General features: G+C 41.1%; 23 protein-coding genes and 1 other annotated feature. Of the genes, 7 read left to right on the top strand and 16 right to left on the bottom strand.

Annotated features, from left to right (window positions below; translation table 11 throughout):
- Positions 1 to 294: 294 nt before the first annotated feature.
- From ACFQ0V_RS09040 to ACFQ0V_RS09025, 4 genes are read right to left on the bottom strand one after another with little or no spacing between them, the layout of a single operon-like run.
- Positions 295 to 1,194, bottom strand: a complete 900-nt coding sequence (locus ACFQ0V_RS09040; protein WP_381012481.1) for an RluA family pseudouridine synthase — start codon at positions 1,192 to 1,194, stop codon at positions 295 to 297.
- Positions 1,191 to 2,000, bottom strand: coding sequence for an NAD kinase (locus ACFQ0V_RS09035; RefSeq protein WP_381012478.1), 810 nt, complete (start codon positions 1,998 to 2,000; stop codon positions 1,191 to 1,193). The genes ACFQ0V_RS09040 and ACFQ0V_RS09035 overlap by 4 nt, the downstream gene beginning before the upstream one ends.
- A gap of 12 nt (positions 2,001 to 2,012) precedes the next feature.
- Positions 2,013 to 2,672: a GTP pyrophosphokinase gene (locus ACFQ0V_RS09030; protein ID WP_381012475.1), complete on the bottom strand. Its 660-nt coding sequence runs from the start codon at positions 2,670 to 2,672 to the stop codon at positions 2,013 to 2,015.
- A gap of 21 nt (positions 2,673 to 2,693) precedes the next feature.
- The gene (locus tag ACFQ0V_RS09025) at positions 2,694 to 3,065 is read right to left on the bottom strand and encodes a UPF0738 family protein (RefSeq protein ID WP_381012473.1); all 372 of its coding nucleotides are present in this window, start codon (positions 3,063 to 3,065) and stop codon (positions 2,694 to 2,696) included.
- A gap of 145 nt (positions 3,066 to 3,210) precedes the next feature.
- Here ACFQ0V_RS09025 and ACFQ0V_RS09020 point away from each other — a divergent pair, with 145 nt between their 5' ends.
- Positions 3,211 to 3,603 carry a globin domain-containing protein gene (locus tag ACFQ0V_RS09020; protein WP_381012471.1) on the top strand — a complete coding sequence of 131 codons (393 nt, stop codon included), beginning with the start codon at positions 3,211 to 3,213 and terminating at the stop codon, positions 3,601 to 3,603.
- The gene (locus ACFQ0V_RS09015) at positions 3,600 to 4,415 is read left to right on the top strand and encodes a DsbA family protein (protein WP_381012468.1); all 816 of its coding nucleotides are present in this window, start codon (positions 3,600 to 3,602) and stop codon (positions 4,413 to 4,415) included. Before ACFQ0V_RS09020 ends, ACFQ0V_RS09015 begins: the two co-directional genes overlap by 4 nt.
- A 351-nt stretch (positions 4,416 to 4,766) precedes the next feature.
- Here ACFQ0V_RS09015 and pepF read toward each other — a convergent pair whose 3' ends face one another.
- The 4 genes from pepF to spxA form a co-directional block, all read right to left on the bottom strand.
- Complete coding sequence (gene pepF, locus ACFQ0V_RS09010; RefSeq protein ID WP_381012465.1) at positions 4,767 to 6,569, bottom strand: oligoendopeptidase F; 1,803 nt, start codon at positions 6,567 to 6,569, stop codon at positions 4,767 to 4,769.
- Positions 6,570 to 6,622: 53 nt separating this feature from the next.
- Positions 6,623 to 7,726: a competence protein CoiA gene (locus ACFQ0V_RS09005; protein WP_381012463.1), complete on the bottom strand. Its 1,104-nt coding sequence runs from the start codon at positions 7,724 to 7,726 to the stop codon at positions 6,623 to 6,625.
- Between the two features lie 105 nt (positions 7,727 to 7,831).
- Positions 7,832 to 8,509: an adaptor protein MecA gene (mecA, locus tag ACFQ0V_RS09000; protein ID WP_381012460.1), complete on the bottom strand. Its 678-nt coding sequence runs from the start codon at positions 8,507 to 8,509 to the stop codon at positions 7,832 to 7,834.
- Between the two features lie 179 nt (positions 8,510 to 8,688).
- Positions 8,689 to 9,087: a transcriptional regulator SpxA gene (gene spxA, locus ACFQ0V_RS08995; RefSeq protein ID WP_194563506.1), complete on the bottom strand. Its 399-nt coding sequence runs from the start codon at positions 9,085 to 9,087 to the stop codon at positions 8,689 to 8,691.
- A 377-nt stretch (positions 9,088 to 9,464) separates the two neighbouring features.
- Positions 9,465 to 9,673 (top strand) — a binding site (T-box leader).
- Positions 9,674 to 9,717: 44 nt separating this feature from the next.
- Between spxA and trpS the strand changes: the two genes are divergently transcribed.
- Positions 9,718 to 10,710 carry a tryptophan--tRNA ligase gene (gene trpS / locus ACFQ0V_RS08990; protein ID WP_381012457.1) on the top strand — a complete coding sequence of 331 codons (993 nt, stop codon included), beginning with the start codon at positions 9,718 to 9,720 and terminating at the stop codon, positions 10,708 to 10,710.
- Positions 10,711 to 10,748: 38 nt separating this feature from the next.
- On the opposite strand, the gene fabF is transcribed toward trpS, so the two are convergent.
- Both fabF and ACFQ0V_RS08980 read right to left on the bottom strand, forming a co-directional pair.
- Positions 10,749 to 11,990: a beta-ketoacyl-ACP synthase II gene (gene fabF, locus ACFQ0V_RS08985; protein WP_381012455.1), complete on the bottom strand. Its 1,242-nt coding sequence runs from the start codon at positions 11,988 to 11,990 to the stop codon at positions 10,749 to 10,751.
- Positions 11,991 to 12,010: 20 nt separating this feature from the next.
- Entirely contained in the window at positions 12,011 to 12,946 is a 936-nt protein-coding gene (locus tag ACFQ0V_RS08980) for a beta-ketoacyl-ACP synthase III (RefSeq protein ID WP_381012452.1), read from the bottom strand.
- A 148-nt stretch (positions 12,947 to 13,094) separates the two neighbouring features.
- Here ACFQ0V_RS08980 and ACFQ0V_RS08975 point away from each other — a divergent pair, with 148 nt between their 5' ends.
- Positions 13,095 to 13,277, top strand: a complete 183-nt coding sequence (locus ACFQ0V_RS08975) for a DUF2929 family protein (RefSeq protein ID WP_194563502.1) — start codon at positions 13,095 to 13,097, stop codon at positions 13,275 to 13,277.
- A gap of 44 nt (positions 13,278 to 13,321) precedes the next feature.
- On the opposite strand, the gene ACFQ0V_RS08970 is transcribed toward ACFQ0V_RS08975, so the two are convergent.
- From ACFQ0V_RS08970 to ACFQ0V_RS08960, 3 genes are all read right to left on the bottom strand, one after another.
- Positions 13,322 to 15,457, bottom strand: a complete 2,136-nt coding sequence (locus ACFQ0V_RS08970; protein WP_381012449.1) for an ATP-dependent Clp protease ATP-binding subunit — start codon at positions 15,455 to 15,457, stop codon at positions 13,322 to 13,324.
- Between the two features lie 145 nt (positions 15,458 to 15,602).
- Entirely contained in the window at positions 15,603 to 15,914 is a 312-nt protein-coding gene (locus ACFQ0V_RS08965) for a metal-sulfur cluster assembly factor (protein WP_381012447.1), read from the bottom strand.
- 40 nt (positions 15,915 to 15,954) lie between these two features.
- Entirely contained in the window at positions 15,955 to 16,749 is a 795-nt protein-coding gene (locus ACFQ0V_RS08960; protein WP_381012445.1) for a prolyl oligopeptidase family serine peptidase, read from the bottom strand.
- A 116-nt stretch (positions 16,750 to 16,865) separates the two neighbouring features.
- Between ACFQ0V_RS08960 and ACFQ0V_RS08955 the strand changes: the two genes are divergently transcribed.
- The 3 genes from ACFQ0V_RS08955 (at position 16,866) to ACFQ0V_RS08945 (ending at position 19,593) form a co-directional block, all read left to right on the top strand.
- Positions 16,866 to 17,672 (top strand): Cof-type HAD-IIB family hydrolase, encoded by an 807-nt coding sequence (locus ACFQ0V_RS08955; protein ID WP_381012442.1) that lies wholly within the window; start codon positions 16,866 to 16,868, stop codon positions 17,670 to 17,672.
- 12 nt (positions 17,673 to 17,684) lie between these two features.
- The gene (locus ACFQ0V_RS08950; protein WP_381012440.1) at positions 17,685 to 18,530 is read left to right on the top strand and encodes a DegV family protein; all 846 of its coding nucleotides are present in this window, start codon (positions 17,685 to 17,687) and stop codon (positions 18,528 to 18,530) included.
- A gap of 106 nt (positions 18,531 to 18,636) precedes the next feature.
- Entirely contained in the window at positions 18,637 to 19,593 is a 957-nt protein-coding gene (locus tag ACFQ0V_RS08945) for a YecA family protein (protein ID WP_381012437.1), read from the top strand.
- Between the two features lie 37 nt (positions 19,594 to 19,630).
- On the opposite strand, the gene ACFQ0V_RS08940 is transcribed toward ACFQ0V_RS08945, so the two are convergent.
- The 3 genes from ACFQ0V_RS08940 to ACFQ0V_RS08930 form a co-directional block, all read right to left on the bottom strand.
- Positions 19,631 to 20,560 (bottom strand): dipeptidase, encoded by a 930-nt coding sequence (locus tag ACFQ0V_RS08940; protein WP_381012434.1) that lies wholly within the window; start codon positions 20,558 to 20,560, stop codon positions 19,631 to 19,633.
- Positions 20,561 to 20,626: 66 nt separating this feature from the next.
- Positions 20,627 to 21,628, bottom strand: a complete 1,002-nt coding sequence (locus ACFQ0V_RS08935; protein WP_381012431.1) for an ABC transporter ATP-binding protein — start codon at positions 21,626 to 21,628, stop codon at positions 20,627 to 20,629.
- Positions 21,600 to 22,625, bottom strand: a complete 1,026-nt coding sequence (locus tag ACFQ0V_RS08930) for an ABC transporter ATP-binding protein (protein ID WP_381012428.1) — start codon at positions 22,623 to 22,625, stop codon at positions 21,600 to 21,602. Before ACFQ0V_RS08930 ends, ACFQ0V_RS08935 begins: the two co-directional genes overlap by 29 nt.
- Positions 22,626 to 22,629 lie beyond the last annotated feature (4 nt).

Raw genomic sequence — 22,629 nt, 5'->3', positions numbered from 1 at the left:
AGATTTTTAGATTGGTCGTTAGAAACGTATATTTGTATTTTTGCAGTAATTGTAGTCATTATGTTCACCACTTTTCACTAATTAAATTATATCACGGTTTTAGTGAAAATTAAACAAAAATGGAGAAAGGAGGAGGCAAGGTACAAGTTTCAGATACTACCGTATCTGACGGCAATTCCTCCCCCACTTATCGTTGAGCTATCGCCCTTCACACGATTGAAGTGGGGGTATCCTTGCCGATTTCAGATGAAACATTTTTTATGTCAAATTAACCGAAAAAGGGCTTCAAATGACTCATTCTAACATAGTTGTTTTTACTTTTTCAACCGTTCGCAGTTGCTCTTTAAAAATAACTTCTTCATCTAATGTCACTGTAAACGGTTGTTGTGTAATCGGATGAATACATTGTACTTCATAACATAACAGAGCTTGTCCTTCCGAAACAGCGTACTGACTGCCATACAAACCATCTCCTACGATGGGATGGCCACAGTCGGTAAGATGGACGCGAATTTGATGCGTACGTCCTGTAATGAGGCGCATATACGCAGCGCGATATCCTAGTAATTCTCGCTCTGCCTCTATTTCTGTTCTCGCATATTTGCCATCTTCACGCACTTCTCGTTCAATGATGCTGCCGTCTTTTCGGCCGATTGGGCGCTCGATCACGGTCGGTAAAGGTTCTCCCTTTTCAATGAGTGCGACATAACGACGCGTCAATTGACCCGTTTGAATTTGTTCACTTAATAAATGATGAATGTGGGCATGTTTCGCCAATAAGACGAGTCCACCTGTTGGAGCATCGAGTCGCGTCACAATGTGAATCATCGACTCGATGGACTGTTCTTCGTAATAAGCGGCTACCCGACTCGCTAAAGAGCGATACGGATGATCCCTCGATGGAATCGTAGCCAACCCGAAAGGTTTTCGAACGACGAGTAAATAATCATCTTCATAATAAATATCAAGAGGGGTATGTTCGAGATGGATTCGCTCATTCATGGACTCTTTCGGAAATTGCACCGTAACGACATCACCACGCTCCAACATTTTACGAACATTTTCTTCTTGTCCATTCACGAGCAATTGTCCCCCGTCATATTTCACTTTCGTCAATGTGCGACGCGAAATATGATGATTTTTTAAAAAATCTCTCAACAAACTCGGTTCATCCACTTTAAACGTCAGCTTCATTGATCATTCCGACTCGCGATAAACGAATCATGGACACGTTCCCAAAATGGAAATTGACGGAAACGCGCAAAACGAATTTTCTCTTTAGCGACCGTATACTCAATCGATGCCACTGCATGGTGAGGCAACTGTAAATGGTCAACCGTTAAAACAAAACCTGCTCCTTCTTGCACAGGAATCAGTTCACAATGATGGTGAGCTGGCAAAACAAGAGGAGAACCGACCGTACGGAATACGCGGTTGTTAATTGAAGCCATTTCTGTCAACTGCATCGCTTCGAATGACGGATGAATGATCGCTCCATTCAATGCCTTACTGTAAGCTGTGGACCCGGATGGAGTAGACATACAGAGACCGTCTCCACGGAATCGTTCAAATAGACGCCCATTTAAATTCACATCGACGACGAATGTGACACCTGGTGATTTAATAGTCGACTCATTCAACGCTAAATACGTTGTCGATTCATCATTATCTCCATGATTCACCTTCACTTCGAGCAATGGATATTCAATAATTTCATACGTATGACGCGCAATGGAAATGACGAGTTTTTCAATTTCCGACGGCTTCCAATCCGCATAAAAGCCGAGATGCCCTGTATGAATCCCAACAAATGCTGTACGGTCTAAACGATGAGCATATTTATGAAAAGCATGTAGAAACGTACCGTCTCCCCCAATGGATAGTACAATTTCCGGCTCCTCCTCATCAAACTCTAAACCAAAATCAAGCAAATATTGTTTCGCTTGCTGCATTAATGTATTTGAATAATCATCATTTCTCGTTTGGATCGCAAATTTCATCATAAACCCCTCCTATTTTTTCCGTTTCGGACGTCGATTCGATAATTCCTTATATGTTTTAAAATAATGCTGTGCTTCGTTAATTTCATCGCGGATTGCGGACATTTCTTCATCGAGACGAAAAGCTGCTTCCGCTGCATTTTCCAATCGTTTTTGAATCGCTTCTGGCAAATTCCCCTCATATTTGTAATTGAGCGTATGTTCGATAGAAGCCCAAAAATTCATCGCTAACGTTCGAATTTGAATTTCGACAAAAATTTTCTTTTCGCCTCGCAACGTTTGAACGGGGTATTCGACAATCATATGGTAAGAACGGTAGCCACTTTCTTTTTTATTCGTCACATAATCACGCTCTTCCACGACACAAAAATCTTTCCGTGCGCGCAAAACATGTACCATCGTTTCCACATCATCTACAAATTGACACATGATGCGGAGCCCTGCAATGTCTGGCACATGCGACGCGAGAGCTGGCCCTGGTTGAAAGGGGACATTTTTTTCAAGTGTTTTATCATAAATACTAATGAGTGGTTTAACACGACCGGTAACAAACTCAATCGGTACATGTCCATCTTCCATTCGATAATGCGAACGCATCGCTTTTAACTTTACTTTCAATTCATCAACTGCTTGCACGTACGGTGCTAAAAATTGGTCCCATTGATGATCCATATCCCCCGCTCCCTTCTTCCTTTAAGCGAATGTAGCGATTGCAGAAGCGAATGATTGCTCTACCGCTTCTGTAAACGTACCGTAGTTTCCATTTCCTTCGATATTCATTAATAACATTTCAAGCTGATTATGCCAATCAAGCAACTCGATAACACCTTCTGCCGTTTGTAAATACATCGGGCTGCTCTGTAAATATGCTTCTTGTAAAGTGGACCATGTCTCTTTCGGAAAATGGACATACTCATACTGGTCGCCACCATCGATTAAGTAGACGAATGTTTCACGGTCTGAATCCGTTAGTAACGTCCCTGTCGCTTCTCCTGAGATCGCTCCATCTAATTGTGCGACCCACTTTTCTTCCAAATGTTTAATTTCAGTAACAATGTTTTGCATTGTATACGGTCCTCCTTTATCATATCTTTATGTTCAGTTTATCACACGGCTATTCGACATGCATTTTGAAAATGCTATTTCATTGTGAATCTTATCATTCGTTGCTAAAATGAAAATATAGTGAATATAAAGGAGTTAAAACAATATGATGAAAAAACCTATCATCCCTTTCGAAGAGATCGGTGAAGAAAGACTTCATACGATGATTGACTTATTTTATGATAAAGTCGCTGTCAATCCACATTTAGCTCCCATTTTTCCAGATGACTTAACTGAAACGAGACGCAAACAAAAACAATTTCAAACGCAATATTTAGGTGGACCGAATTTATATACAGAAGAACATGGACACCCGATGATGCGCGCTCGTCATATGCCGTTTCCGATTACACCAACTCGTGCTCAAGCATGGTTGGAATGTATGGCTGAAGCGATGGATGAAGTGGGCTTAGACGGTCCCCTTCGAGATACGTATTATAAACGACTCGTGCTCACTGCCAATCATATGATTAACGCGACGGAGGAGGATGCAAGGTGAATTATCAATCAGTCGTTGAAGAAAAAGCGCAGCTTGCCTGTTCACGCCCGATTGAACTTTACGTTTTCATCGATCCGCTCTGCCCTGATTGCTGGGCATTGCAACCTTTACTTCGCCGACTTCAAGTCGAGTACGAACAATATTTCACATTGCGTACAGTAATGCGAACATCTCTCGCAAATTTGAATATGCTCGATGCAGATTGTTGCCAAACCCCTTATTGTGATAATTCGAATTTATCCTTTCCAAGTTTAGCAATCAAAGCTGCAGAATTTCAGGGGAAGCGTGCAGGTTTCCGCTTTCTATCTAAATTGCTCGATCGCACTTTCTCACAATCGAAAGATATTACTTCTTTCGACGTGTTAGTAGAAGTCGCACGAAGCTTACATTTAGATATCGATGAATTCATTTGTGACTTCCGTTCAAAACATGTATTGCGCGCTTTGCAAGTCGATTTATTTTTAGCATCTGAAATGGAAGTCGATCGTGCACCTACTTTCGTCTTTTTCAATGAAAACATTGAAGATGAAGGATTAAAAGTAGACGGTGTGTACGACTATGATGTATACGTCCAAATTTTATCCGAATTGTTAGAACAAACGATTTATCCAGATCCCCCTCCACCGTTAGAACAATTGCTCACTCGTTTCGACTCGATGACGACAGAAGAACTAGCGAGCATTTATAATGAACCACTTGCGGTTGTAGAGCGTGAATTAAAAAAGAAAGTGCTACTCCAACAAGTAGAACGCTTACCTTATGAAGGAACTTCTCTCTGGAAATTAAAAAGACATTTTTGTATGAATCCATAAAAAAAGAACAAGTTCAATCATTCATTAAATGATTAAGAACTTGTTCTTTTTATTTATTTCAAAAAGAAAAGAACACTCACTCCTGGGGGAGAGTAAGTGCTCTTTTACAAAGGGAATGGGAGAAATGTTCACGTTCAAACAAAAGGGGTGTATGTTTGGTATGTGATTTATTTCACATTTATAATTTATCACGAAATAGTAGTATATGCAACTATTCACAATCATTCTTCACAATACTGTCATATTTCACGACGAGTAAAGATGAATACACCAACTACTGAACCCTTTTAAGAACGAAAAACGTCCTTTCCAAATCCACTTCTTTTTTCATTATGTTTCAATAGTATTGATTTACTTTAAAAGTAATGATTCTAGTTCATTCAAGCGCTCTTCAAATGCGAGACACGCTTTTTCAATCGGTTCCGCACTCGTCATATCGACACCTGCGCGTTTCAATACTTCGATTGGATAATCCGATGAACCTGCTTTTAAGAAGTTCGTCACGTAACGGTCGACCGCTTCTTCACCTTCTGTTAAAATTTGCTTGCTTAATGCAACCGCTGCACTGTAGCCTGTCGCATATTGATAGACGTAGTAATTGTAATAGAAGTGTGGAATACGCGCCCACTCTAAGCCGATTTCTTCATCAGACACCATGTCTTCTCCGAAATACTTCTCATTTAAAGCATAATATTCTTCCGTTAATTTATCCGCTGTTAATGCGACACCTTCTTGATCTAATTTATGAATGAGGTGTTCGAACTCCGCGAACATCGTCTGACGGAATACTGTACCACGGAATCCATCTAACCAGTGATTTAATAAGAAAATACGCTCTCTTTCATCTGACGTTTTTTCCAATAAATATTCATTTAATAACGCTTCGTTAACTGTCGATGCTACTTCCGCTACGAAAATCGAATAACCGCTATAATGATAAGGTTGTGTTTTTTCAGAATAGTAACTGTGTACACTATGTCCGAACTCATGCGCAAGTGTGAATAAGTTATCGACATTATCTTGCCAGTTCATTAAAATGTAAGGGTTCGTGCCATACGTACCTGATGAATAAGCACCTGAACGCTTTCCTTTATTTTCGCGAATATCGACCCAACGGTTATTTAATCCTTCTTGGACGATCGATTGATATTCTTCACCCATCGGTGCGAAGCTTTCGACCATTGTTTTTGCTGCTTCTTCATACGTGTACTTCATCTCGACGTCATCGACGAGCGGTGTATAAATGTCATACATATGGTGCTCGTCTAAGCCGAGTACCTTTTTACGCAATGTGATGTAACGATGTAAAAGTGGCAAGTAACGATTAATCGTCTCGACTAAATTGTCATACACTTGCTCTGGAATGTAGTTGTTCGCTAATGCCGCTTCACGAGCAGAGCCGTAATTGCGAATGCGTGCAGACACGTTATGCTTTTTCACGACACCTGTTAATGTTGATGCGAATGTATTTTTAAACTGGCCGTACGTTTCATACATCGCTTCAAACGCTGCTTTACGCACATTGCGATCTTTACTTTCCATCAATGTGATAAAACGTCCGTGCGAAAGTTCAACATCTTTTCCTTCTTCATCTTGTACAGTCGGGAATTTCAAATCCGCATTGTTTAATTTACCGAACGTATCGCTTGAAGCTCCTGTCACTTCGCTCATTTGTGCGAGTAACGCTTCCTGTTCTGCTGGTAAAATATGTGGACGATGCGTATTGAACTCATCTAATTCATGACGGTACTGCGCGAGCCCTTCATGCGACTCTACATATTCATTCAATGTCTTTTCATCCACTGATAACAATTCTGGTGACATGAATGATAAAGCTGTTCCTACTTTCGTATATAATGAAATTGCACGGCTTTCCATCGCTTGATACGTGCCGTTTCCTGTATCTTGGTCATGTTTTAAATGTGCATACACATATACTTTTGACGTGTCCATTAATAGTTGGTCGCGATATTGAAATGCGTCATAAATCGCATCCGCTCCTTTATGGAACGTCCCCTCATATTGACTCGCCTCTTCTACTTTTTTCTCGACTACTTTATATTGCTCTTCCCACGCTTCATCCGAAGGAAAAATAGACGTTAAATCCCAAGTCTCTTCTACTTTCACTTCTTCACGTGTCGGTAATTGTGCCATATTAAACGTCCTCCTCTAATTTTATTAGTATCTATTATATTTTCTCAATTCGACTAACCTTTTGCAACTAAGGTCGTTTCAAAATGGCGAAAATATGTGGTCTCGGGCAAAGTTTCTCGTAAATCAGTCACTTGAATTTTCTCTAAAAATTGACGATACTGCTCTACCGCATGACGTTCAGCTTGTGAAAGTTGATAACGTGCACTGTAGGTGACGATTGTTTCTTCACTCGACCAATCTTCTGCTCCCATTAAACAATGATGGATGTAATGAAGTTGCCAGTCTAAAGTGTGCTGACGAAAAGAATGACTTTCTGCTAAAGGAACCCCGATCCAATTTGGCAATTCGAACGGTAATAATTTTAAGTCGTGGCAACGAGTTAATAATGTATCATTTCCTCGCTCGTATCGAATCGCTTGTTCAATACGTCTCATACGCGCATGTACATAGTAATGAACGTAACGCTCTATTTCACTCGATGAAAGTTTTAATATTTCGCGTCGAAACGGGACAGTTTGCTCTTCATAAGGAATTTTTTGAACGTGGCCGATGTAGCGATCATTTTGAACATGTAAGAGAGGCGCAATATAATAAAAGTTTTGAATGCGCGGATCGTAATAATACAAATAAGGGCGATCATTCATTTCATAAACCGTACGATAAAATGGAGTGAGACGAATCATTTGAATCAAGTTAGGACGTAAAGTATGAGGAGGTTTCGTCAGCCAAAATGAGGGATATTTCGCTTCTGCGTAAGTGATTGTTCTCTTTTGCAATTGCTTTTTTGAAATAGGTGTCCATTGATATTCAATGACATAATGTTGCTCTCTATCTTTCACATATAAATCAGGTCGCTGTGCACAATTGCGTAATGTCGGTTCTAAATGAGGCGTGTAAGAGGAACGCTCAAATAACGAATACAATTGAATTTTCGCTTGCATATGTTCCAATGTCTCGCCTTCCGCAAAAGATTCGCTACAATCGGAATGCTTTTTATGAGCGAAATGCGGAATGTTTACAGCACCTACTTTTAAAATGACAGGTCGTTCACATTGAGGACAATAAAATTTTTGCTTTTTCAAAGGAAGTAAGGACGTTCGCTTTTGCCAATGGACGAGATTGATTAATTCACGTCGCTCATTCATCGCAATAAGCAAATGTATTACTCCTTTCATTCATGATTTATGAGAGGTAACTTCATTATAGTACATACGTTCCCTTTTTTCAAGAAAAAAAGAGACGCTTTTAAACGTCTCTTTTAATCATTTAAAATAGTGTAATAAAGTAGTGAACGGTTCATTAGAGCTCACTACCGTACCGTACTCATCTAACACGTATTTCGTTTCTTTTACACGTGTTCCGTATTCCGATAAAATTCCATATATATCTTCCGTGACATTATCCAACAATGTAGGGTTGACATATACATAATAACGATCATCGTAACTGTAAAGAACAGCTTGTAAATATGCTTCGTAATCAATAATTTTAGATGCGAGTTGAATGACATCTTCTATATCTTTAAAACGATACATACGTCCTTCAGCTTTAACGATCTTCTCTTCTTTCTCTTCAGAGCCAAATAACTTATCGTGGAACAGGTCACTTAAAGATGATAAATCTTTGGCGCTAATTTCAGCATCAAAGTGCTCTTCCATTTCACTATCTTCATCAAAAGGACTTTCCCATTCGTCGTCTTGCTTTTGTGCGCGTGTAACGATAACTTCAATACCTGATTTCATCGCATGTACTTGAATCCAGAGAGGCCCATCGACTTCGAATTCTGTGTTGTCATTAATTTCATCCATCATATTCCAAAAAAGCTCTTCACTTTTTTCACGATTGTACCAAACATCGTCTTTCGAATAGCCTCTTTCCTCAATATCTTCATAAGATAGATAAAACTTCAACGTATGTTCATTAATTCTTTCTATATCCAACACGCTCTCCCCCTTCTGTGTAGCCGTTTACTTTCCATTTATAAGCATTGTATTGAACATCGTACGAGAAAGCAAATTTTTCAGTTTCAATCCTCTCAAAACGTTTTTACTCCTCATTTCTAAAGGTGCAAAAAACGCCATCATAATAGAAGATGGCGTTATTGATCACATTATGTTCATTAATTGACGAGTTTACGAGCTTCCAACAATTGGAACGCACGGACTTTTCTCGGTAAGAAACGACGAATTTCATCTTCATTGTAACCTACTTGAAGACGTTTTTCATCTAAAATAATCGGACGGCGTAAAAGACCAGGATTATCTTGAATTAACTCGTACAATTTTTTTAATGGTAAACTTTCAAGATCGACATTTAATTTCTGGAACACTTTCGAACGAGTCGAGATAATTTCATCTGTTCCGTCTTCTGTCATTCGTAAAATTTGTTTAATTTCGTCAATATTTAAAGGTTCTGAAAAAATGTTACGCTCCGTATAAGCGATCTCATGCTCTTCTAACCACGCTTTTGCTTTACGACATGATGTACAGCTCGGTGATGTAAATAATGTAACAGCCATTCATCGACACTTCCTTTCAAGTCTTCTGAATTTATCTATTCTAACTATGAATCATAGTTATTTATAATAACTTTAAATTAACTAGCTCTATTTCTATTATACACACTTTCATTCTCAATTGATACACTTTTTGAAAAGTTTTTCATAATTTTTGTTTTTGTCGTTCTAAACGTTGGTATAATAGCTTTTCATTTTCTTTTTATCTATCTCTATAAGTACTATACCCCCTTTGTATTATCAATAAACATCTTTTTATTAAATATTTATTCTCATTTACATTATTTCTTTTGAAAATAGTACTTACACTTATATATACGTTTTAATTGTGAATAAGTTCCTTAAAATTGATTATTTCAGCCATTTTGTTTATAATTTAACGCAAAGCAATGAAGAAGAGAGTATGTGTTTCCTATTTCTCAGAGAGTTTGTGGTCGGTGCGAACAAACAAATAGCACACAGAGTGGGCTTCTTCGCTGGATTAGTGAACGACTAGTAGCTGATCCCGTCATTCGCGTTAAGAAATGAGAGTGATTTCGTTTTATACGAAATAATTCGGGTGGTATCACGGCTATTCGTCGTCCCTATATGTATATAGGGGCGGCTTTTTTTATTTTAAAGGAGGATATTTTAATGAAAACAATTTTTTCAGGTGTACAACCGACAGGAACAGTAACACTCGGTAACTATATCGGTGCTTTCCGTCAATTTGTTAATTATCAAGATGAGTACAATTGTATTTTTTGTATCGTAGACGAGCATGCGATTACAGTGGAACAAGATCCGAAAGAATTATCTCAAACAATCCGTTCACTCGCTGCCATTTATTTAGCGAGTGGTATTGACCCAGAACGTTCAACTTTGTTCATTCAATCCGAAGTACCTGCGCACGCACAAGCAGGTTGGATGATGCAGACGATCGCTTATATTGGCGAGTTGGAACGCATGACACAGTTTAAAGATAAATCAGCGGCACAAGAGAGTATTCCAGCCGGTTTATTAACGTACCCGCCACTTATGGCTGCGGACATTTTACTGTACAATACGCACCTCGTTCCTGTTGGGGAAGACCAAAAACAACATATGGAATTGACGCGTGATTTAGCAGAGCGCTTCAATAAACGCTACGGGAAAACCGTCGTCATTCCTGAAGTGAGTATTCCGAAACATGGTGCTCGCATTAAATCACTCCAAGATCCGACGAAAAAAATGAGTAAATCAGATCCGAACAAAAAGGCGACAATTTCTGTACTCGATACACCGAAGCAAATCGAGAAGAAAATTAAAAGTGCCGTGACAGATTCTGAAGGAATCGTCCGTTACGATGAAGAAAACAAACCTGGTGTCTCTAACTTATTGACGATTGAGTCTGTTTTAAGCGATGTTTCGATCGCTGATTTAGAGAAGAAATATGAAGGGAAAGGATACGGTGACTTTAAAGCAGGCGTTGCAGAAGCAGTCGTCAATCATTTACAACCTTTCCAAGAACGTTACTATGAATTGATGGAATCGACAGAAGAACTCGACCGAATTTTAGATACAGGTCGCGATAAAGCAAATGAAATTGCTGCAGCAACAGTTGCACGCATGGAAAAAGCGATGGGTCTCGGACGCCACCGCTCATAATAAAAAGTTGCCCCCTTTTATATAAGGAGGCAACTTTTTTATTCACTTACTTTTTTAAATAACAATGTGGCGTTATGTCCACCGAATCCGAGTGAGTTACTTAAAGCGTATTGAATGTCTCGCTCGCGTGGCTTATCCGCTACGTAATCGAGGTCACACGCTTCATCTGGCTCCACGATATTAATAGTCGGTGGCATGATGCCTTTATCGATCGCTTGAACGGTAAAGACTGCTTCTACTCCACCCGCTGCTCCGAGTAAGTGACCCGTCATCGACTTTGTCGAACTCATCGCTAACTTGTAAGCATGGTCCCCAAACACTGTTTTTACCGCTTCTGTTTCATATAAGTCATTATATGGCGTGCTCGTACCGTGAGCGTTAATGTAGTCGACGACATTCGCTTCGACACCCGCTTCGTCGAGCGCCTGTTGCATCGCACGTGCCGCTCCTTCTCCTGCTGGTGCTGGTGCTGTAATATGGAACGCATCTCCTGTCGCACCGTAACCGACAACTTCCGCATAAATTTTAGCTCCGCGCGCTTTCGCATGCTCATACTCTTCTAAAATGAGAATACCTGCCCCTTCTCCCATAACAAAACCGTCACGATTTTTATCGAATGGGCGACAAGCTGTCTTCGGATCTTCATTTTGAGTAAGTGCTGTGTTCGCAATGAAACCAGCTACTGCCATCGTCGTAATTGGCGCTTCTGTTCCACCTGCAATCATCACATCCGCGTCACCGCGTTTAATTACTTCAAATGCGTCTCCAATCGAGTTCGTTCCTGAAGCACATGCTGTGACCGTACAAGAGTTAATCCCACGTGCTCCGTGATAAATCGACACTTGGCCCGCTGCCATATCTGGAATCATCATCGGAACGAAAAACGGACTCACTCGACGATATCCACGCTCTTTAAATAAATTGAACTGTTGTTCATGCGTTTCCATACCACCAATTCCTGAACCGATCCATACCCCTGCACGTGGTGCGAGTTTTTCATCGATTTCTAAATTCGCATCTTTCATCGCCATAATCGAAGCAGCTAATGCGTAATGTGTGAAACGATCCATTTTGCGTGCATCTTTACGTGACACATATTCTTCAATATCAAAATCTTTCACTTCTGCCGTTACCTTTACTGGAAATTGTTCACGATCTAAACGTTCCATTAAGCCGAGTCCAGATTTTCCTTGCATAAGTGACTCCCATGAATCTGCTGCATTGTTGCCTATCGGTGTTACAGCACCAATCCCTGTTACTACTACACGTTTTTGTTCCAATTGAACCATCCTTTCTATGATTACTTACCCCATTTTATACAGAGTGCTCCCCAAGTGAGCCCTCCACCAAATCCAACTAATACGATGACGTCATCGTCTTTCACTTTGCCGTCTTGCAAATCGTCATACAATGACAACGGAATCGAGCCAGCTGACGTGTTGCCGTATTTATGAATCGTTTTCGACACTTTATCTTCCGGCAAGCCGAGACGTTGACGTGAAGCGTCCATAATGCGTGTATTCGCTTGGTGTGGAATTAAATAATCGACATCATCCGTCGTCAATCCTGCTTTTTCTGTCACTTTTACAGCGGACTCACCCATTTGACGAACCGCAAACTTAAATACTTCACGACCATTCATTTGAATGTGAGTACCGTCGTGTTCTAAATGTTTTCCGCCACTTCCATCCGCTCCGAGCTCAGAAGATAAAATACCGCGTCCTTCACTCACTTTACCGAGAACGACAGCACCGCCACCATCTCCAAATAACACGGCTGTATTGCGGTCATTCCAATCGAGGAATTTCGAAAGTTTTTCGACACCGATGACGAGTACATAGTCGTACATACCCGCTTCGATGAATTGCTGACCTGTGACGATTCCGTACATGAATCCAGCACAAGCTGCTGAAATATCCATCGCTGCTGCATTCGTCGCGCCGATGCGATCTTGAACCATCGTCGCAACAGCTGGAAAACGTTGATCTGGTGTTACAGTCGCCACGAGAATTAATCCAATTTGCTCAGGGGAAATTCCTGCATTACGCACCGCTTCTTCCGCTGCTTCTGTCGCCATATGTGATGTATCGATTTCATCTGGAGCGATGCGACGCTCTTCAATTCCCGTGCGCGTGCGAATCCACTCGTCTGATGTATCCATTAATTTTTCTAAATCAAAGTTCGTCATTACGTTGGCTGGCACACTTTTACCGACGCCAAGAATACCTACTCCCATGATGTTCTCCACCTTTTAATATCTATTATTAGTAGCTGGTGTTAATAATAAAGGAAAAGTGAAAAATTTTCAACATTTATTATTTTTATTTTCTATATGTAGTAGTTGTGATATGATAGATTAGAAATAAATTGAAGAGGTGAATGAAATGCGCTTCATTATGACATTTGTCTGGGCGTTTTTACTCGTCACTGTCGTGAACTATCTCGCTAGCTCGATCAAAGCGGTTGATTTCGTATTAGAGGCAGGTTACGTTCCGGCGGCAGCTCTCGCTATTTTAGTTTTCGTTCTCGCTGCAGTAATTCCGAACGAATCTACACCAGACTATTAAAAAACACATTCTCGAATAAGCTCGAGAATGTGTTTTTTCTTTTCTTAATTTAATTGAAGTTCGTCGTCTTCAATCGATAATCGAATGATGCCATCTTCATTCACTTGTCTTGCGATAATGTGACGTGCAACAGCTGTTTCGATATGACGTTGAATGAATCGTTTGAGCGGACGGGCTCCGAATTGAGCGTCTGTACCGTGTGCGACGATCCAGTCAATTACCTCTTCTTCATATTGCAAATCGATTTGCTGTTCGAGTAAACGAACTTCTAAATCGTGTAACATCTTTTTCGCAATTAAGTTGAATGTGTTTCCTGATAATGCATGGAACATGACGATATCATCCATTCGGTTTAACAATTCTGGACGGAAATATTGACGGAGTTCAGCCATCATAATATCTTCAAGTGCATGATCCTCTTCTTCCGCATGTTCTAGCAACAAATGAGAACCGATATTAGATGTCATAATGATGACCGTATTTGTGAAATTGACTGTGCGACCTTGACTATCAGTAATGCGCCCGTCATCTAACGCTTGCAATAAAATGTTCGAAACGTCAGGATGCGCTTTTTCAATTTCGTCGAGTAAAATAACCGAATACGGATTGCGACGAACCGCTTCTGTCAATTGGCCGCCTTCTTCATAGCCTACATATCCTGGAGGCGCTCCGACGAGACGTGATACGCTATGTTTCTCCATATATTCACTCATATCGATTCGAACGAAATGATCTTCCGAATCAAATAATGTTTCAGCGAGTGTTTTCGCAAGTTCTGTTTTCCCTACACCCGTCGGTCCGAGGAATAAGAAAGAGCCGATCGGTTTGTTCGGATCTTTAATGCCGCTTCGTGCACGCCATACCGCTTCTGTGACGAGACGAACCGCTTCATCTTGACCGATGACACGGTCTTTCAATGTATCGCCGAGACGGAGTAATTTTTCGCGCTCTCCTTCGACGAGCTTCGTCACTGGAATGCCTGTCCAACGTGCGACAATTGCTGCGACTTCCTCTTCTGTCACTTCTTCACGAAGTAAACGTTCATCGCCATGCTTCTCAATTTCTTCTTCAATCGCATGCAATTCTTTTTCGAGTGCCGGAATTTTTCCGTGACGAAGTTCAGCCGCTTTATTTAAATCGAATTGACCTTCTGCTTCTTCAAGCTCTCGACGATACGCATCGAGTTGTTCTCGTTTCGCTTGCACTTGTTGAATTGCTTCTTTTTCTTTTTCCCACTGTGCTCTCATATCCGCAGATGAATCTTTTAACTGTTGAAGTTCTTCTCTCAACGCTTCAAGTCGTTGCTTACTCACATCATCTGTCTCTTTCATTAAAGCTTGTTCTTCAATTTCAAGTTGTAACATGCGACGTGTGACTGCATCGAGCTCTTGTGGCATCGAATCAATTTCAGTACGAATCATCGCACTCGCTTCATCGATTAAATCGATCGCTTTGTCCGGCATGAAACGCTCTGTTAAGTAACGATCCGATAAAGCTGCTGCCGCTACGATCGCGCGGTCATGAATGCGCACTCCGTGGTGAAGTTCGAAACGTTCTTTCAAACCGCGTAAAATAGAAACCGTATCTTCAACGGACGGCTCACGTACCATCACTTGTTGGAAGCGTCGTTCTAATGCTGGGTCTTTTTCGATATATTGACGATACTCATCGAGCGTTGTCGCTCCGATACAGTATAGTTCACCGCGTGCGAGCATCGGTTTTAACATATTCCCCGCATCCATCGCACCGCTTGAACGTCCCGCTCCGACAATCGTATGAAGTTCGTCAATGAACATAATAATTTGTCCATCGCTTTCTTTCACTTGTTTTAATACGCCTTTTAAACGTTCTTCGAATTCCCCTTGATATTTCGCACCAGCAATTAAAGCACTCATATCGAGTTCATAAATCGTTTTTTCTTTTAATCCTTCCGGTACGTCACCTTTCACGATTCGTTGAGCGAGTCCTTCCACAATCGCTGTTTTCCCGACACCTGGTTCCCCGATTAATACAGGGTTATTTTTCGTTTTACGAGATAAAATACGGATGACATTTCGAATTTCTTCATCTCGACCGATGACTGGGTCCATCTTGCCACTTTTAACCGCATCGATTAAATTGCGACCGAATTGTTCTAAAGGTGTACGTTGATCTTCTTGCTGCATATTTCCCATTCTCATATGATGCACCTCTTTTTTAGTAGTTATACTGACTTTGACTATCTTTGACTAATACTAATATACAATGTTCTATACCCTATTTCAACTGAAATGCTCACTTTTTTCCAATAAAAAAATCACGCAAACAATTTGCGTGATTGAGTGCTTATCCGTGTACACCGAGTGCCATCTTTGCATAGCGTGACATCATATCTTTCGACCATGGCGGGCTCCATACGACGTCTACTTCCACTTCTTTCACTTCTGGAAGCTCGAGTAATTCTTGTTTAATATTGCCGACGATTTGTGGTCCCATCGGGCATCCCATCGATGTAAGTGTCATCGTAACAGTTGCTACACCTGCTTCATCTAACGCTACATCGTAAATTAATCCTAAGTTGACGATATCGATTCCAAGCTCTGGGTCAATAACATTCTCGAGTGCACCGAGCATGCTTCCTTTCATCTCTTCATCCATGTTTTTTCGCCCCTTTCACTGTTTCATTCATCATAGCAAGTCACTTCTCGTTTCGCAACTCGTCTGCTTCTACGAGATGTTGGCTAAACCATTGTGTACTTTTCAACATCGCTGGTCTCGGTACAGCATGTCCCGCCTCTTCATCTCGGATGAACATTAAATGAGATGTCCCTTCATAGAGAGGGGTAATTTCTTTCATGAGCAATTCCGTTAAGCTGAATGGGACGATGCCATCTTGTTCGCCATGCCAAATGAACAAAGGTCGTTGATTAAGACGATCTAAATGCTTCGATAAATCAACGCGTTCCAACATCTGAAAGAGCTCATCAATGACCGATTGATCGACCGGTAACTGCAAACCTTTCTTTTTAAAATAATCAAGCTGCCCTTGCGCTAACAATTCGTAATGGGCATTTCCCATCATCGCTACTGCGACATCAATCCAACGATAAGATGCGAGTGCTCCATACGTCGTAATGGCACCCATCGACGTACCGCCCACTCCGACTTTTCCTTCCATTAATAAACCTTCTTCTTTTAACGCAGTATAAATTTGTTTCAGCTCTTGAATCGACGTTAAGACAATCTTCCAAAAGTTTGCGCTCATTCTAGCAAAATCCGCACCGTCGTCACGTTCCCCGTGCAAATGAGCATCTGGTAAAACGACACGTACTCCTTGATTCACTAAATTATACGCATAGTGTAAATTATGTTCTTTCCCACTTTGAAAACCGTGTAAAAAAATAACAGTCGGATGTGGTCGACCTTCCCACTCTTCTTTTTCGACGATTAATGCTGGAATTTGTTCGATGTTGCGATGTTCAATTTGAATCACAGTATCCACCCTCTCCTCGAATCTTTATCGTATTATAACACTGATGAAGCGATAATTCTTTGACGAGCTCCATGCTTTCAAGTTAGACTAAACAAAGAAAGAGAGGCATCGGATTTATGGATAAACATTTAATCGTGCTCGATTTAGACGGCACGTTACTCACAAGTGAGAAAGTTATTTCTCCTTATACAAAAAAACAATTGCAATTAGCAATGGCAGCAGGACATGAAGTGATGATCGCAACAGGACGTCCCTTCCGCGCTAGCGTCCTTTATTATAATGAACTCCGTTTATCGACACCAATCGTAAACTTTAATGGAGCATATGTTCATCATCCACTCATCCCAGAATGGGAAGTACGTCACACACCACTGCCATTAGAAAAAGTACATAACTTACTCGATATCGCGGAGCGACACGGTGTGAAAAATATCGTCGCTGAAGTGAAAGATGATGTGTACATTGAACAATACGATGCGGACTTAATGCCAATTTTCAACTTCGGAGAACCTCATATGGTTCACGGCAACATCCGCGATTCTTTAACGACAGGAGCAACGAGCTTATTATTACAAGCGAACGGAAGCGATGTCGAATCGTTAAGACAAGCCGTCACGTCAGAACATGTGGATGCGCTCTACTACCATGAATGGGGACCGCCGTTTCACATTTTAGAACTCGTCAACAAAGAAGTGAATAAAGCATATGGCATTAAGCCGATCACAGAAGTGTATAAAATTCCACAAGAACGCGTCATCGCATTCGGTGATGAATCGAACGACTTAGAAATGATTGAATATGCTGGTATCGGAGTCGCGATGGGCAATGCGATTGATGACTTGAAAAATATTGCGAATGTCGTGACAGATACGAATGACGAAGACGGCATCGGTAAGTTTTTAAAAGATTATTTACAGCTGTAAGGAGGAACATTTATGAAAATTTTTGCGGATAGCGCCTCAGACTTACCTCTTTCTTATTTTCAACAACATCAAATTGAACTCATCCCTTTAAAAGTGATTATTGAAGGGCAGACGTATGAAGATTTGTTACAAATCGAACCGATCCGTGTATACGATACGATTCGCGCTGGTGGACGTCCTACGACAGCACAAGCCTCTTTAGAGCAGTTGATTACGTTATGGACGGAACTAGCACAAAGTGGCGAAGCAGGCATTTACGTCGCATTTTCTTCAAACTTATCAGGGACCTATGCGACCGCCGAAATGGCGAAGCAACAAGTGCTCGAAGAATATCCGGATCTGCAGTTAACGATTATCGATACGAAAGCTGCTTCTCTCGGCTACGGACTCATCGTGCGCTATGCCGCTGAACTTCGAGATGCTGGACATTCGTTCGACGACATTGTCACTCTCGTTCAGGAACGAAGCGATAAAATGGGACATTTATTTACAGTGGACGACCTCGATTATTTAGCGGCTGGTGGACGCGTTTCTAAAGCGAGCGCCTTTGTCGGTGGATTATTAAATATTAAACCACTTTTACATGTAGACGACGGCTTCCTCGTACCACTCGAAAAAATTCGCGGCAAGAAAAAATTGCTCAATCGCATGGTCGAGCTCATGTTAGAAACAGCTGCACCTTTAGAAGACCAAGTGATTGGTATTAGTCACGGCGATGATTTACAACTCGCTGAACAATTAAAGCGAAAAATTGAAGAAGTCGCTGCTCCAAAACAAATTCAAATCGAAATTATCGGTGCAACCGTAGCCTCTCACACAGGTCCAGGTACGGTCGCTCTCTTCTACGTAAAAAAATAAATATTCAAACGACGTCACGGGCGTCGTTTTTTGTTCGAAATTGTCGAACGCGCTTTCTCATGTTATGATAAAAAAGTATTTTATTTTTAACAAGGAAGTGTTTTTCATGATTGGACGTAATGACCCATGCCTTTGTGGCAGTGGCAAAAAGTATAAAAAATGCTGTATGAATAAACATGCCATCACGACAGATGAAGTCGTGAAAGAAGAGATTGAACTCCTTCTTCAATCTTTCTATAACGCTTACCCAGAGCGACCTGACCTTCCTCCATATATCGAGTTAGTTAACGGGTGGAAAGAACAAATTCAAGAACGATTTATGACGGAACTCATCGAAGCGATCGCATTGGACGAATATTTCTTCGACGTCGCTCCTACGATTTGGGAAAACTATATCGAAAAACAAAGACAAAAAGTATTGCGACCGAAGTTACAGCAATTACTCAATGATTGGACGAAACCGGCACGCTTCGTCGGAAAAGTCGTTGAAACAGCCGAACATAAAATGATTGCGGAGCATTTTAAAACGGGTGAACATGTGACAATCGCTCTCGATACAGAGCGACCGATCCCACTTCATTCGAATTTCTACACATTTTTATTACCGAATGGAGAAGAAAATAACGAACAACTCGCAGTATCAACACTCATCTTCATTCCGACAGACTTTGATGAAACATTAGCGAAATGGGAAATGCCCGAACGATGGGATGCAAGCACGACTCTTCAATTTTTCTTACATTTAATTGAAGCTGGCTTTACAGGCGATGAATGGACGAATTTTGAAGCGAATGTGTTAACGAAAACGATTCAATTTTTAAATGAACAAAAAATTGAAGCACCACAATTCGTAACGATTGTCGAAGATTACTTAGCAGCGAAACAACCGAATGCGCGTAAAGATGTCGCGATTGCGGCAGGTGCTATACGTTTCGGCGTAGAACAACAACTGCTCGATTATGAAACAACGTGGACAGAACTCGGCGCGCATTTTGACGTCTCGCCAAGCTCTCTCGCAAAATATGCAAAAGAAATCGAACAATTTTACGCGAAATCTCAATAAGAAAAAGAACCGTCTGCACGTGCAAACGGTTCTTTTTTTATGTTCTCGGAATACGTCGTAAAAAGTTTTCCGAAGTGATGCCTTTCACTTCATCTTCTGAATAATGTTTCAATAATGCTTCCACTAAATGAACCGTCATACTCGCATCCTCTAGTCGTTCTACTTTACGGCCGATGCCGTCAAAGTCAGAACCTAAGCCGATGTGCGACATGCCACCTAAACTGGCGATATGATCAATATGCTTTAACAAATCATCAATCGTCACTCGCTCTTTTTCAGCGACGAATGCCGGGCAATAGACGAGATGAATGAGCGCATCTTTTTCAATGATCGCTTCAATTTGTTCATCCGTTAAGTTACGCACATGTGGACAAATTGTACGGCTATTGGAATGACTCGCAATCATATAATCTGCTTGCTCGATCACATCCCAAAAGCCTCGTTCACTCAAATGCGACACATCTGTTATGATTTGATGTTTATTATTGAAAGCGACGATTTTTTTACCTAAAGTTGTCAATCCTCCGTTGCGCGGCTCTAAAATGCCATCCGCAGCTAAATTTGCATCGTTCCATGTAAGTCCGAGCATCATAATGCCGAGTTGTTTTAAAATGGCTAAACGTTTTAAATCATTCCCTAGTCCACCGACTCCTTCTAACGTTAACATCGCTCCAATTTCATCGTCTTTTAGCGTTTCTAATTGAGACCAATCCTTTATATGAACGAGTTTCGGACTGCTCGGCAAGACGGAGTAGTAAAAGTAATACACTTGATTCATAATCGATTCCCACTGACGTTCCGTATTCAGTGATGGATAAGTGAAAATCGCAAACGCTTGTACTTTCACCTTTCCTTTTTGAAGCTTTTCTAAATTGACATCGAGCTCTGGACTATTTTTAAAAGATAATGTCCCGTTCGCTTCTTCTAATTTTAAGAGCGCATCACAATGCGTATCGACTACTCTCACATTCATTCTCCTCTCTATTCAAAAAACCCGTCTCTTTCATAAAGCTAAAGAGAACGGGCATTATTATTAAATGCTTTTCGGTTGTAAATCATTGACGAAGTGACATGCTGCTGTATGTCCTTCTGTCATGCCGTCATGTTGTGTGAGCACTGGCTCTTCTTGACGACAACGCTCTTGCGCAAACGGACAACGCGTATGGAAACGGCATCCTGTTGGCGGGTTAATCGGTGAAGGAACATCTCCTTGTAACGGAACATGATGCTTTTCAGCTGTCGGATCCGGAACAGGAATTGCAGAAAGCAACGCCTTCGTATACGGATGTTTCGGATTATCGAAAATCGAAACTCGGTCACCGATTTCAACGATTTTACCTAAGTACATAACGATGACACGGTCGGATATGTGGCGTACAACACCGAGGTCATGCGAGATGAATAAGTACGTTAATTTAAAATCTTTTTGAAGTTTTTTCAATAAGTTTAACACTTGTGCTTGAATCGAAACGTCAAGAGCTGAAACTGCCTCATCCGCAATAATTAATTTAGGATTGACAGACAACGCACGCGCAATTCCGACACGTTGACGTTGACCACCTGAGAATTCATGTGGATAACGGTCTGCTTGGTGTTCGTTTAAACCTACTGTTTTCATTAATTCAATCGCGCGGGCACGGCGCTCTTTTTTCGGTACGACGTTTTGAATTTCCATCGCTTCGATTAAAATTTCAGATACCGTTTGACGCGGGTTAATCGATGCGTACGGATCTTGGAAAATAATTTGTAAATCTTTACGATATTTACGCATTTCCTTCGTTGATAGACTCGCTAAGTCAACGCCGTCATACGTTACTCTACCTGCAGTCGGTTCGTTCAAGCGTAAAATCGCACGACCTGTCGTCGATTTCCCACAACCTGATTCTCCTACGATACTTACTGTTTCTCCTTCATACACTTCGAAACTAATATCGTCTACTGCTTTAACGTGGTTCACTGTGCGACCTAAAATTCCGCCCTTAATCGGGAAATATTGTTGCAAGTTCTCAACTTTGAGCAATTCTTTTTTGGCCATACAAGTCAACCTCCTTTTCTCCGTCCCATTCGTCTGTATATAACCAGCAACGAATGTCATTACCGTTTTCACGTTTTACGAGCTCTGGCATTTTCGCGCGACAAATGTCTGACGCTGCCGGACAACGTGGTGCGAAACGACAACCTGTCGGCATATCGTGAACGCTCGGTACGTTACCTAAAATTGGTTCTAACTCATCTTGGTCAATATCGTGACGTGGCAATGAGTTCAATAAACCGATCGTATAAGGATGGCTCGGTTTTTTAAACAATGATACAACGTCTGAATACTCAACGATCTGTCCTGCGTACATAACCGCAACATAGTCACATGTTTCCGCTACGACACCTAAATCGTGCGTAATGAAGATGATCGACATTCCGATACGTTCTTGCAACTGTTTCATCAATGTTAAAATTTGCGCTTGAATCGTAACGTCTAACGCTGTTGTCGGTTCGTCCGCGATCAATACTTCTGGGTCACATGCAAGTGCCATCGCGATCATGACACGCTGACGCATCCCGCCTGATAATTCGTGCGGATAGTTATCGACACGTGTTTCAGGTGAAGGGATTCCAACTAATTCTAACAATTCGATTGAACGAGCATGCGCTTGTTTTTTCGACATTTGTTTATGTTTAATTAATGCTTCACTAATTTGATATCCTACTGTGAATACTGGGTTCAGTGACGTCATCGGCTCTTGGAAGATCATTGAAATTGCGTTTCCACGAACGTTACGCATTTCTTTTTCGCTCTTTTTAACGAGATCTTCCCCTTTGAATAAAATTTCGCCACCCATAATTTTACCGTTGCTAGCAAGCAAACGTAAAATCGATAAAGATGTGATACTTTTACCCGATCCCGACTCTCCTACAATTCCAATCGTTTCACCTTTTGGAACGTCGAATGTCACACCGTCTACCGCTTTAACTTCCCCATCATCTGTGAAGAAAGAAGTACGCAAGTTATTCACACGTAATATTGGCTCTGACATAATA

The sequence above is a fragment of the Savagea faecisuis genome (assembly GCF_042675605.1).
Lineage (GTDB): Bacteria > Bacillota > Bacilli > Bacillales_A > Planococcaceae > Savagea > Savagea faecisuis.
The sequence above is the reverse complement of the archived record's forward strand: the minus strand, read 5'-3'. Positions and strand labels throughout refer to the sequence as shown.